This window comes from Pseudomonas sp. AU11447, assembly GCF_001672555.2.
In the GTDB taxonomy this organism is placed as follows: Bacteria; Pseudomonadota; Gammaproteobacteria; order Pseudomonadales; family Pseudomonadaceae; genus Pseudomonas; species Pseudomonas nitroreducens.
Genome location: NZ_LZDG02000018.1, coordinates 164,553 through 177,004 on the forward strand (window position 1 = coordinate 164,553; position 12,452 = coordinate 177,004).

A 12,452-nucleotide genomic window follows, 5' to 3' on the forward strand; every position below is an offset into this window, starting at 1 on the left:
TAGCTCGCAGCTGGCGTACGCGCCGCTCAGCCCAGCGCCGACAACGCGAAAGGTGCGTCGTCGAGGCCGCTTTCCATGGGTTGCGCGGCAGGCGTCGCGCGGCTGGCCAGGTGCTCCTGCAGGGCCTCGATGACCCGGCCGCTGGCGTCGTGGTGGAACTGCCAGACGCCATAGATGCGGCTGTCGAAGGAGCGCTCGCTGCCCAGCATCGGATTGGCCGCGAGGCCCGAGCCGAGGCCGAAGCTGTAGAGGCCGGGGATGGGCCGGCCATTGAGGTCACGCAGGCAGCCGGCGGCGTCCGAATCCAGCCCGCCCTTGCTCTCGCGCACCTGCAACGGCTCGCCGTTGGCGCGGCGCAGCGCCGGCAGGCAGGGCTGGTAACCGATGGCCTGGACGATCACGCCGTCTTCGCTGCAGACCTGCGCCAGACGCTCGCGCACGGCGGGCGAGCGGTCCTCCAGACACAGCAGCTCGACCTTCACCCGCGTGCCGCTGACGATCCCGTTGCCCAGCACGTCGGTGCCGACCTGGTGGGCGCGGTAGCGCAGGCCGCCGGAACGGTTGACCCGGCCGGAGACCGGGCAGACATCCATGCCCTCGTCGACCACGTAGCCAGCCGCGCGGGCTTCCTCGGCGCTCTCGAAGAACAGGCGGATCGGCGCGCGGTGCAGTAGGGTGATCTGCTCCAGCCCCAGGCAGTCCAGCGCGCAGGCGAGGTTGTCGAGGATCGAGAAGGCACTGTGGGAACCGCCGACCACGGTAAAGCGGGTGCCCGGGGTGACCCGGTCGCCGAACAGCTCCACCAGCTCGGCAGGGTTCAGGCTGAGCAGCGCGTCGGAGGAGTAAACCGTCGGGCCGTCGTGGGCCAGGTGCAGGTCCTGCTCGGCCAGGCTCCAGTTCAGGTACTCGCGGTTCTGCCGCCCGCCGAGGTTCATCACCAGTGTGCCGGCACCGATCTGCACACCATGGGAGCCACTGCGCAGCGCCAGCTGGAAGCTGCCGTCGTCCTGCGCGGTGATCTTCTCGATGCGGGTACCCAGCGCCACTTCGACGCCCAGGTGCTCGGTGACGTAGCGCATGAACAGGGTCGAGGCATGGGCCAGCAGCTCGCCCACCTGCGTGAGCATCGGCGCACCATGGGGGTCGTTCTGCAGCGCGCGAAACGCCGGCGAATGCGCCAGCGGCGCGAAGATGGGCAACAACGCCGGATCGCGCAGGCAGTCGAGGAACACATCGCCCACCGAGTTCGCGGTGATGTGATAGTCCCCCAGGCGGCCACGGCCGACCGCCAGTGCAGCGTCCACGACCAGCAGGCCATCACGGGCGAGGCTCGCCAGCGCGCCGGTCTTGTAGGCGTTGAAGAGGAACCCCATGCCTGCCGGGCCGGCGCCGCCGACCACACAGGCATAGTTGGAACGAAGAGATTGCTCGGCCATCAGCCTTGACTCCCAGCGCGACGGGGCGCGCGGCTTTCGTGATACCGGCACTGTCGGCCGGCAGGGTGGCAGCGCTCGCGCCGGAATTCCGTCACTCGCGGCGCAGCCGCAGGCACGCGCACCCTCTTCGAGAAGGCGGCGGGAGAGTCTTCGGAATTGATGGCGGATGCCGGCGAGGTAACTTCGGGGATAAATGGAAGTGAGTGTTTCGGCAATGAAACAGGCACTGAAGGATGCAGGGAAAGTTTCGACGAAAGTTCAGCATCGTTACACCCTGGATACATGGCATAACTCATCGCTAAATTAACTAAGCGGGCGAAAGCATATTGCTCATGAGTACCGCAAAGTTTGACGCCAGACTTTCGCAGCCCCGTGAAAGAAAAACTTTCCGAGTGCAACGGGCTGTTCTTTCTACCTGCTTCGAGGGAACGCAAAGTTCCGTCGTTATCCATTCTTCGAGCGGCCATCGTCACTGACTCCAATCCAGGAGAAGCTCTGTACCGGGCCTTTCACAAAATTCGAAGACAAGGCTACCGCCCGAGTTCGAATGACCCGATTCAAACAACGACAATCAACTGTTCGTCCCTGGAGTGGCCGCTAGTTTTCGCTGGGCAAAGCTACCGCCCTTCGGCCTGTTCCGAAAATCTGGAAAAACAACAGCAAAAAACTATCGCGCTTCCGCAGCGAAGAAGGCTGGCGAAAGTTGTCAGGCAGCGATAGGAAAATGACAGGAAGAAGAGGGGGGCAGAATCTTCCTTGACCTTACTGCTCTTGCGACTACTCCCTGAGGTGTCTCATCCGGACACCACACGATATTGCTATGTGGATAGTAATAGAGGGGGGGACAAAGGCATGTCAACGTAGGAAGCACTCCTACGCCGGGAATCCGACAGAAGGCAAATCATACTTTGTAACTTATTGATTTATAAGGCGCCATAAACCCGACACAGGCGTTTTGACAGCATAAACGTACACCTTCGTATCTGCGTTAAAAGTATTAGTCGGAAAGTATTAATGTATCCGCCGCGGACACGGCGGATGTGTTTCATCCCTGAACAATGCGGTCCTTGCCGGTGCGTTTTGCCTGATACAGCGCCGCGTCGGAGCGGCTGTAGAGTGCAGAAAGATTCTGGTCATCGGGCTGCAACAGGGTGAGCCCCTGGCTGATGGTCACGCTGAAGAAATGCTCGGCCTCATTGAAGCGCAGGCGCTGCACTTCCCGCTGCAGGCGCTCGCCGATCTGCCGCGCCATGTTCTCGTCGCAGCCGGGCAGCAGCACGGCGAACTCCTCGCCACCGATACGCCCGAACAGGTCGCCGCGGCGCAATGCGCCAGCGCCGCTCTGGGCGATGCGTTGCAGCACCACGTCGCCGACCTGGTGGCCGTAAACGTCGTTGATCTTCTTGAAGTCGTCCACGTCCAGCAGCAGGAAGGCCAGCGGCGTGGAGGTCGCCTTGCAGTCGCGGAAGGCCTGCTCGGCGCTGTCGAAGAAGTAGCGGCGGTTGCTGCTCTGGGTCAGCACGTCGGTGGTGGCCAGGCGGTGCAGCTCGGTTTCCAGGTGCTTCTTGTCGGTGATGTCCTCGGCAATGCCGACGATCATCAGCGGCAAGCCGGCATCGCTGTGCTGGCTGACGAAGCATTTGTCGCTGAGCCAGCGCACCTCGCCGTCGGCACGCAGGATGCGGTACTCGCGCTGCTCGATGGCGCCGCGCTCGAGTACTTCCTGCAGGGTGCTCTGGGCGTAGTCCAGGTCATCGGGATAGATGCAATTGCGCCACTCGTTGTAATCCGCCAGCAGCAGCGCGGCGGAGCGACCGAAGATGCGCTCGTACGCCGGGCTGACATAGACCATGCGCTGGGCCTGCCAGTCGAAGGCCCAGAGCACCGAGTTCACACTGGCCAGCAGTGCGCTGAAAAGCTGTTCGCGCTCCTTCAGGCGCGTCACCTCGGCGCGACTGTGCAGCAATGCCAGCAAGGCCTCTTCCTGATCGGCCGGCAATTTATTCTCATCCATGTATCAGCGTCCTCCCGCTCATTGACCGGGGCTATGACCGCAAACTACGCCAGGCTGCTGCAAATTAAACGAAAAGCCCGCCGAACGGCGGGCTTTTCTTGAGACGCATCTCTCAACGTCCTAGGACGCTTCCGTCATTCAGACGGCCGGGCGCAGGGAGTAGGTCTTCAGCTGCTCGGCGAATTCGCGCAGCGACTGGATGCCGCTGGCTTCCGCCTCGTGCACCCACTGCTTGATCGCGGCGAGCATGTCGTGGCCGTTGGCGCTGGTTTTCACCCAGATCTGTTGCAGGGCCAGGCGCTTCTCGTAGATCACCTGCAGGGACTGGCTCTGCGCGAGCAGGTCCTGGATGCGCGCGTGATGGCGCTCTTCCAGCAGGCTGGTCTCCCGCGACAGCAGGCGCTTGGCGCGGCGGAACAGGTGACGCACCGACTCGTCGGCCTTGGCCAGTTCCTGCTTCACCAGCGGGCCGATCACCAATTTGCGGTACTGGGCCATGATCTGGAAGCGGTTGTTGAGGATCGCCATGGCGGTGTCCATGTCCAGGCTGCCCTTGCCTTCCACGCGGTGGGCGATGGGCGCCACGCGGGCCACCTTGGCCAGGCGGAGGAAGCTGAACACCTTGATCCAGGCCCAGCCCAGGTCGAACTCCCACTTCTTCACCGACAGCTTCGCCGAGTTCGGGTAGGTGTGGTGGTTGTTGTGCAGCTCTTCACCACCGATCAGGATGCCCCAGGGCACCAGGTTGGTGGCAGCATCGCGGCACTCGAAGTTGCGGTAGCCGATGGCGTGGCCCAGGCCGTTGATCACGCCGGCCGCCCACACGGGGATCCACATCATCTGCACGGCCCAGACGGTCATGCCGAGTACGCCGAACAGGGCGAGGTCGATGATCGCCATCAGCACCACGCCGCCGATGGGGAAGCGCGAGTAGAGGTTGCGCTCGATCCAGTCTTCCGGGCAGTTCTTGCCGTAGATACGCAGGGTGTCGGCGTTCTCCGCCTCTTTGCGATAGAGCTCGGCGCCGGTACGCAGCACGGTGCCCAGGCCCTTGAACACCGGGCTGTGCGGGTCTTCGGCGGTCTCGCACTTGGCGTGGTGCTTGCGATGGATGGCGGTCCACTCACGGGTGTTCATGGCCGTGGTCAGCCACAGCCAGAAGCGGAAGAAATGCTTCAGCGCCGGGTGCAGCTCGAGCGCCCGGTGCGCAGAATAGCGATGCAGGTAGACCGTGACACCGACGATGGTGATATGGGTCAGGATCAGGGTGACCGCCACCAATTGCCACGGCGACAGATCAAGGAAACCGTTGTACCACATAGGCGATACTGTACCTCGGAAGGGGTGTGGGCAACGCCTTGCTGGGCATGCGTTGCCGGGAAAAGCCAGCCCGCATTATCACTAAGCAGGTCCGGATTACCATCCGGTCTTTTAGATACGAACAAGGCCAAGTGGCCATCATTTATACTGCTCAGCCAATAATTCCAACCCACTACCGCATGAATCCACGCCTCAGCGCCCTGCGCATCAGCTTCCTGTACCTGGTCGCCGCCACCCTCTGGGTCTGGCTGGGTGACCAATGGTTACAAAATGTCCTGCGCGACCCGGCCTCGCTGGCGCGGGCACTGGAGCTGAAGAAGTACGTCTTCCTCGCGATTACCTTCCTGGTGCTGTTCTTTCTGCTCTGCCGGCACTTTCGCCAGCAGCACGCCGCCCTCGCCGCGCTGACCGACAGCGAGCAGCGCCTGAGCCGCGCCTTCGCGGTGGTCGAGGACGGCATCTGGGACTGGGACCTGGAAACCCAGCGCGTCTACTACTCGCCCGGCTACGCCAACCTGATCGGCCTGCCCCTGGAGCACCTGAGCGATGACCTGCTGCTCTGGGAGAACCGCCTGCACCCGGACGACCGCGCGCGCATCCTCGCCCTCCACCAGGACTGCATCCAGGGCCTGCGCACCCACCTGGAGTGCGTCTACCGCATCCGCCACGGCGACGGCAGCTATCGCTGGGTACGCAGCAGCGGCCGCCTGACCCGCGCCGAAGACGGCCGCCCCCTGCGCCTGACCGGCATCAACCGCGACATCACCCACCAGCGCAGCAACGAAGACCACCTGCGCCAGGCCGCCGCCGTGTTCGAGGCGACCCAGGAAGGCCTGCTGGTCACCGATGCTCGCGGCGTGATCGTGCACATCAACCCCTCCTTCTCGCGCATCACCGGCTACAGCGCCGAAGACGTGCTCGGCGGCCAGCCCTCGCTGCTCAAGTCCGGCCGCCAGGATGCCGCCTTCTACCAGCGCATGTGGACCGCCCTGCATGAACAGGGTGTCTGGAGCGGCGAAATCTGGAACCGCCGCAAGAGCGGCGAGGTGTACCCGCAGTGGCAGCACATCCGCGCCGTGCGCAATGACGAAGGTGAGCTGACCCATTACGTCGCGGTGTTCTCCGACCTCAGCAGCCTCAAGCGCTCCCAGCACGAGCTGGACTTCCTCGCCCACCACGACCCGCTCACCGGCCTGCCCAACCGCCTGCTGCTGCGCGAGCGCATCGAGCAGGCGCTGGCCCGCGCCGAACGTGAAGGCAGCGGCGGCGCGCTGCTGAGCATCGATCTGGACCACTTCAAGCACATCAACGACAGCCTCGGCCACAGCATCGGCGACCTGCTGATCCGCGCCGTGGCGGAGCGCCTGGAAGACTGCCTGGACGAGCGCTGCTCCCTGGCGCGCCTGGGCGGCGACGAGTTCGCCGTGGTCCTCGAAAGCCAGCAACCGCATCACGCCAGCAGCCTCGCCCAGCGCCTGCTGGAGGCGATGAGCGCACCCTTCGAGGTCAATGGCCAGCTCATCTATATGTCGGTGAGCCTGGGCGTCAGCCTGTTCCCCGAGGATGCACGCAACGTCGATCACCTGATGCAGCACGCCGACGCCGCGCTGTTCCAGGCCAAGGCCAGCGGGCGCAACCTCTACGCCTTCTATACCCCCGAGCTGACCGCCCGCGCGCGCTCCCACGTGCAGGTGGAGTCGGCGCTGCGTCACGCGCTGGACCACGACGAACTGCGCCTGTACTTCCAGCCGGTACACGACCTTGCCAGCGGCCGCATGGTCGGCGTCGAGTCGCTGGTGCGCTGGCAGCACCCACAACACGGCCTCATTGCCCCCAGCGAATTCATCCCGGTGGCCGAGGAAAGTGGCCTGATCACCGCCATCGACGCCTGGGTACTGGAGCGCGCCTGCCGGCAGATGCGCCAGTGGCTGGACGACGGAATCCACCTGGACTTCATCGCAGTGAACGTCTCCAGCCGACTGTTCGGCCGCGGCGGCCTGGAGGAGCGCGTGGCCTTGGCCCTGGAACAGAGTGGCCTGGCGCCCCACCACCTGGAGCTGGAAATCACCGAAAGCGCCGTGATGGAAAACTTCGACCAGGCGCTGGAGCTACTCTGCCAGTTGCGCCTGCTGGGTGTGCACCTGGCCATCGACGACTTCGGCACCGGCTATTCCTCGCTGATGCGCCTCAAGCGCATGCCGGTGCACAAGCTGAAGATCGACCAGGGCTTCGTCGCCGGCCTGCCGGACGAGTCCGAGGACGCCGCCATCGCCTGCGCGGTGATCGCCCTGGGCCAGAGCATGGGCCTGCAGGTGGTCGCCGAGGGCATCGAGCGCCCCGACCAGGCCGCCTTCCTCCTCACTCATGCCTGCAACTTCGGCCAGGGTTACTGGTACGGCGCACCGCAGCCGGCCAGCATTCTGCTGGCACAGCTGCCGCGCGGCAGCGCATGAAACCTCGCTAAAAACTTTCGGATATATAAAAATTCTTAAACAGTATTTTTAAGAATATCCAGCTCCTGCCTAAGATGCGCTCACACCGCACGCGCCGTTGGTGAATCGGCCGGTGGTCAACCCATTAGGAGCAGATACCCATGAGCGCAACCCTCCGTAGCCTGGACGGCCAGGACGAAGCCAACATCCTGCGCGAAGTGCAGAGCGCCCTGCGTGGCCTGCGTTTCGGCGCCGTCGAGATCACCGTGCACAACGGCCAGGTCGTGCAGATCGAGCGCAAGGAAAAATTCCGTCTGCAACAGAGCCCGGGCAAGCCTGCCTGAGCCTCGAGCGAACCGTCTGGACACCCGGAGCGTCGCCATGACCGTACTGCCCCACCGGTACTGCAGCTGCCAGCCACGAATGCGTGGCTGACATCGCCCCCCGAAAGACCCTGCCAAACAAACATAAAGAACTGCATTTTTTTCAGGAGCTGCACATGTCCATCCGCCGTTTCGCCCTGGCCGCCCTCGCCAGCGCCTTGATTGCCGGCCCGGTTTCCGCCGCCACCCAACTGCTGAACGTTTCCTACGACCCGACCCGCGAGCTGTACCAGGCCTACAACGCCGCCTTCATCAAGCACTGGAAGGCCCAGGGCGGTGATGACCTGACCGTGCAGCAATCCCACGGTGGTTCGGGCAAACAGGCCCGCGCCGTGATCGACGGCCTGAAGGCCGACGTGGTGACCCTGGCCCTGGCCGGCGACATCGACGAACTGAACAAGCTGGGCAAGCTGCTGCCCGCCGACTGGCAGGCGCGCCTGCCCGACAACAGCACTCCCTATACCTCGACCATCGTGTTCCTGGTGCGCAAGGGCAACCCCAAGGGCATCAAGGACTGGGGCGACCTGACCAAGCAGGGCGTGGAAGTCATCACCCCGAACCCGAAGACCTCCGGCGGCGCCCGCTGGAACTTCCTGGCCGCCTGGGCCTGGGCCAAGAAGCAATACGGTAGCGACGAGAAAGCCCAGGAATACGTGCAGAACCTGTACAAGCACGTCCCGGTTCTGGACACTGGCGCCCGCGGTTCGACCATCACCTTCGTCAACAACAACATTGGCGACGTGCTGCTGGCCTGGGAAAACGAAGCCTTCCTGGCCAAGAAGGAACAGGGTGGCGAGAACTTCGAGATCGTCGTTCCGTCCATCTCGATCCTGGCCGAACCGCCGGTGGCCGTCGTCGACAAGACCGTCGACAAGAAGGGCACCCGCAAGGTCGCCGAGGAATACCTGAAGTACCTGTACAGCGAAGAAGGCCAGCGCATCGCCGCGCAGAACTTCTACCGCCCGCGTGATGCCAAGGTCGCTGCCGAGTTCGCCAGCCAGTTCCCGAAACTGAACCTGGTGACCATCGACAAGGACTTCGGCGGCTGGAAATCCGCACAGCCGAAGTTCTTCAACGACGGCGGCATCTTCGACAAGATCTACCAGGCGCAGTGATGTGCCACCCGCCCGGCACTGCGCCGGGCGGTCCGATCCGGCGGGCGGTGCACAGCCCGCCGGAACGAAAACCCCCGCCCCATGGCGGGGGCTTAACGCGTTCACGAGAAAGGACAGACAATGTCGCGACGCATCTCCCCGGTCATACCCGGCTTCGGGCTGACTCTGGGCTACACCCTGGTGTACCTCAGCCTGTTGGTGCTGATTCCGCTGGGGGCCATGTTCCTCAAGACGACCCAGCTTTCCTGGGATCAGTTCTGGACCATCATCACCGCGCCGCGCGTCATCGCTGCGCTCAAGCTGAGCTTCGGCACCGCGCTGATCGCCGCCCTGATCAACGGCGTGATCGGCACGCTGCTGGCCTGGGTGCTGGTGCGCTACCGCTTCCCCGGCCGCAAGATCATCGACGCGATGATCGACCTGCCCTTCGCCCTGCCCACCGCCGTGGCCGGCATCGCGCTCACCGCGCTGTATGCGCCCAACGGCCTGGTCGGGCGCTTCGCCACCGAGATCGGCCTGAAGATCGCCTATACCCCGCTGGGTATCACCCTGGCGCTGACCTTCGTGGTGCTGCCCTTCGTGGTGCGCACGGTGCAGCCGGTGCTGGCCGATATCCCGCGTGAAGTCGAAGAGGCTGCCGCCTGCCTGGGCGCCAAGCCATTGCAGGTGTTCCGCCACGTGCTCCTGCCAGCGCTGCTGCCCGCCTGGCTGACCGGTTTCGCCCTGGCGTTCGCCCGCGGTGTCGGCGAATACGGCTCGGTGATCTTCATCGCCGGCAACATGCCGATGAAGACCGAGATCCTGCCGCTGCTGATCATGGTCAAGCTGGACCAGTACGACTACACCGGCGCCACCGCCATTGGCGTGCTGATGCTGGTCGTAGCCTTCGTCCTGCTGCTGCTGATCAACCTGCTGCAGCGCCGCATCGAAACGCCTTGAGGAGCGCGCCATGAGTACCGCAAGCCTTTCCGCCGCGGCCGCTGCCAACGCTGCTCGCCGGGGTAATGTCTGGGGCCGCCGCGCCCTGATCGCGCTGGCCTGGCTGGCCTTCGCGCTGTTCCTGCTGCTGCCGCTGTTCGTGGTCCTGAGCGAGGCACTGAAGCAGGGCTTCGGCACCTTCTTCGAAGCCATCCTGGAGCCCGATGCGCTGGCCGCACTGAAGCTGACGCTGATCGCCGTGGGCATCTCGGTGCCGCTGAACCTGGTGTTCGGCGTGGCCGCTGCCTGGTGCGTGACCAAGTTCGAGTTCCCCGGCAAGAGCATCCTGGTCACCCTGATCGACCTGCCGTTCTCGGTCTCCCCGGTGATCGCCGGTCTGATCTACGTGCTGCTGTTCGGCGCCCAGGGCTACTTCGGCGAGTGGCTGTCGGACCACGACATCCAGATCGTCTTCGCCGTCCCCGGCATCGTCCTGGCCACCCTCTTCGTCACCTTCCCCTTCGTCGCCCGCGAACTGATCCCGCTGATGCAGGAACAGGGCACGCAGGAAGAAGAAGCCGCACGCCTGCTCGGCGCCAACGGCTGGCAGATGTTCTGGCACGTGACCCTGCCGAACATCAAATGGGGCCTGATCTACGGCGTGGTGCTCTGCACCGCGCGGGCCATGGGCGAGTTCGGCGCCGTGTCGGTGGTCTCCGGGCACATCCGCGGCGTCACCAACACCCTGCCGCTGCACGTCGAAATCCTCTACAACGAGTACAACCACGTCGCCGCTTTCAGCGTTGCCACCCTGTTGCTGTTGATGGCCCTCGTCATCCTGCTGCTCAAGCAGTGGAGCGAGTCGCGCCTGTCCCGCACCAAAGTCAAAGCTGACGATGAATAAGTGAGAGCCCAGCCATGAGCATCGAGATCCGTAACGTCAGCAAGAACTTCAACGCCTTCAAGGCGCTGAACGACATCAACCTGGATATCCACAGCGGCGAACTGGTCGCCCTGCTCGGCCCGTCCGGCTGCGGCAAGACCACCCTGCTGCGCATCATCGCCGGCCTGGAAACCCCGGACGCCGGCAACATCGTGTTCCACGGCGAAGACGTCTCGCAGCACGACGTGCGCGATCGCAACGTCGGCTTCGTGTTCCAGCACTACGCGCTGTTCCGCCATATGACGGTGTTCGACAACGTCGCCTTCGGCCTGCGCATGAAGCCGAAGAAGGAACGCCCGAGCGAAGCGCGCATCGCCGAGAAGGTCCACGAGCTGCTCAACATGGTGCAACTGGACTGGTTGTCCGACCGTTACCCGGAGCAGCTCTCCGGCGGCCAGCGCCAGCGTATCGCCCTGGCCCGCGCGCTGGCGGTGGAACCGAAGATCCTGCTGCTCGACGAACCCTTCGGCGCCCTCGACGCCAAGGTGCGCAAGGAGCTGCGCCGCTGGCTGGCGCGCCTGCACGAGGAGATCAACCTGACCTCCGTGTTCGTCACCCACGACCAGGAAGAAGCGATGGAAGTCGCCGACCGCATCGTGGTGATGAACAAGGGCGTGATCGAGCAGATCGGCTCGCCGGGCGAAGTCTATGAGAACCCGGCCAGCGACTTCGTCTACCACTTCCTCGGCGACTCCAACCGCCTCCACCTGGGTGGTGACGAGCACGTGCTGTTCCGTCCGCACGAGATATCGCTGTCGCGCTCCGAAGTGGCCGAGCACCGCGCCGCCGAGGTCCGCGACATCCGCCCGCTGGGCGCGATTACCCGCGTGACCCTCAAGGTCGACGGCCAGGACGAGCTGATCGAGGCCGAGGTGGTGAAGGACCACGACAGCCTGACTGGCCTGGCGCGTGGCGAGACGCTGTACTTCAAGCCGAAGGCCTATCAGCCGGTGGCGAATATCTGATCCAGCAAACCGCTTTTCTGTAGGAGCGAGCTTGCTCGCGAGCAAGCTCGCTCCTACAGAGAGCCTCTCGCGCTTCCCCATGGCTTTCAAACCCTCGTATCCTGCCGACCTTGCTTTCAACAAGGCCCGGCCATGTTCGACGCCCTCCCCCAACACCTCGAACTGATCATCCTCACCTTCCTCCTCGCCGGCCTGGTGAAGGGCGTGGTGGGTCTCGGCCTGCCCACCGTGGCCGTCGGGCTGCTCGGGCTGGTGATGCCGCCGATGCAGGCCGCCGCGATCCTTGTCGTCCCCTCCACCGTCACCAATGTCTGGCAACTCGCGGCCGGCCCGCGCTTCCTCGGGCTGCTCAAGCGGCTCTGGGGCATGCTCGTCGGCATCGTCGTCGGCACGCTGCTAGTGGGCTGGCTGCTGGCAGGCGAAAGCTGGTCGGCTGCCACGCCGCTGCTGGGCGTCGCGCTGATCCTCTATGCGCTGCTGGGGCTGTCGAACAAGCGCTTCAGCGTGGCGCCGCGGCATGAACGCTGGCTGTCACCGCTGATTGGTCTGATCACCGGCGGCGTCACCGCCGTGACCGGCGTCTTCGTGATTCCCGCCGTGCCTTTCCTGCAGGCCCTCGGCCTGGAGAAGGATGATCTGGTGCAGGCGCTGGGGCTGTCGTTCACCGTCTCGACGCTGGCCCTGGCGATCACCCTCAGCCAGCACGGCTCGCTGTTGCAGGCAGACGTGCTCGGCCTGTCGTTGCTGGCCTTGCTGCCGGCGCTGGCAGGCATGTACCTGGGCACCTGGCTGCGTTCGCGGATCAGCCCGCTGGCGTTCCGCCGCTGCTTCTTCGGCGGCCTGTTGCTGCTGGGCGCGGACCTCGCAGTTCGCGGCCTATAACTGCTCTTTTGTAGGAGCGAGCTTGTGACCCACAGGGATGTGGG

The 12,452-nt window shown here is 64.4% G+C and carries 10 protein-coding genes; 7 read left to right on the top strand and 3 right to left on the bottom strand.

What is annotated here, in order from left to right:
* Nucleotides 1–26: 26 nt before the first annotated feature.
* From A6723_RS04315 to desA, 3 genes are all read right to left on the bottom strand, one after another.
* Nucleotides 27–1,436 (bottom strand): hypothetical protein, encoded by a 1,410-nt coding sequence (locus A6723_RS04315; RefSeq protein WP_065348184.1) that lies wholly within the window; start codon nt 1,434–1,436, stop codon nt 27–29.
* A gap of 1,045 nt (nt 1,437–2,481) precedes the next feature.
* The gene (locus A6723_RS04320) at nt 2,482–3,450 is read right to left on the bottom strand and encodes a sensor domain-containing diguanylate cyclase (protein WP_024762123.1); all 969 of its coding nucleotides are present in this window, start codon (nt 3,448–3,450) and stop codon (nt 2,482–2,484) included.
* A gap of 138 nt (nt 3,451–3,588) precedes the next feature.
* Entirely contained in the window at nt 3,589–4,770 is a 1,182-nt protein-coding gene (gene desA / locus A6723_RS04325) for a delta-9 fatty acid desaturase DesA (protein WP_024762122.1), read from the bottom strand.
* 179 nt (nt 4,771–4,949) lie between these two features.
* Between desA and A6723_RS04330 the strand changes: the two genes are divergently transcribed.
* The 7 genes from A6723_RS04330 to A6723_RS04360 all read left to right on the top strand — a co-directional run bounded on the left by A6723_RS04330 (nt 4,950) and on the right by A6723_RS04360 (nt 12,408).
* A complete protein-coding gene (locus A6723_RS04330) occupies nt 4,950–7,223 on the top strand; it encodes a bifunctional diguanylate cyclase/phosphodiesterase (protein ID WP_054908150.1) in 2,274 nt (757 codons plus the stop codon).
* A gap of 140 nt (nt 7,224–7,363) precedes the next feature.
* On the top strand, nt 7,364–7,546 hold the full coding sequence (gene oscA / locus A6723_RS04335; RefSeq protein WP_017520779.1) for a sulfur starvation response protein OscA: 183 nt from the start codon (nt 7,364–7,366) through the stop codon (nt 7,544–7,546).
* Nucleotides 7,547–7,701: 155 nt separating this feature from the next.
* Nucleotides 7,702–8,700, top strand: a complete 999-nt coding sequence (locus A6723_RS04340; RefSeq protein ID WP_024762120.1) for a sulfate ABC transporter substrate-binding protein — start codon at nt 7,702–7,704, stop codon at nt 8,698–8,700.
* Nucleotides 8,701–8,820: 120 nt separating this feature from the next.
* Entirely contained in the window at nt 8,821–9,639 is an 819-nt protein-coding gene (cysT, locus tag A6723_RS04345) for a sulfate ABC transporter permease subunit CysT (RefSeq protein ID WP_017520777.1), read from the top strand.
* 10 nt (nt 9,640–9,649) lie between these two features.
* Nucleotides 9,650–10,522, top strand: a complete 873-nt coding sequence (cysW, locus tag A6723_RS04350) for a sulfate ABC transporter permease subunit CysW (RefSeq protein WP_045215472.1) — start codon at nt 9,650–9,652, stop codon at nt 10,520–10,522.
* A 14-nt stretch (nt 10,523–10,536) separates the two neighbouring features.
* Nucleotides 10,537–11,526 (top strand): sulfate/molybdate ABC transporter ATP-binding protein, encoded by a 990-nt coding sequence (locus A6723_RS04355; protein WP_065348185.1) that lies wholly within the window; start codon nt 10,537–10,539, stop codon nt 11,524–11,526.
* Nucleotides 11,527–11,658: 132 nt separating this feature from the next.
* Nucleotides 11,659–12,408 carry a sulfite exporter TauE/SafE family protein gene (locus A6723_RS04360; protein WP_054911330.1) on the top strand — a complete coding sequence of 250 codons (750 nt, stop codon included), beginning with the start codon at nt 11,659–11,661 and terminating at the stop codon, nt 12,406–12,408.
* Nucleotides 12,409–12,452: the final 44 nt, after the last annotated feature.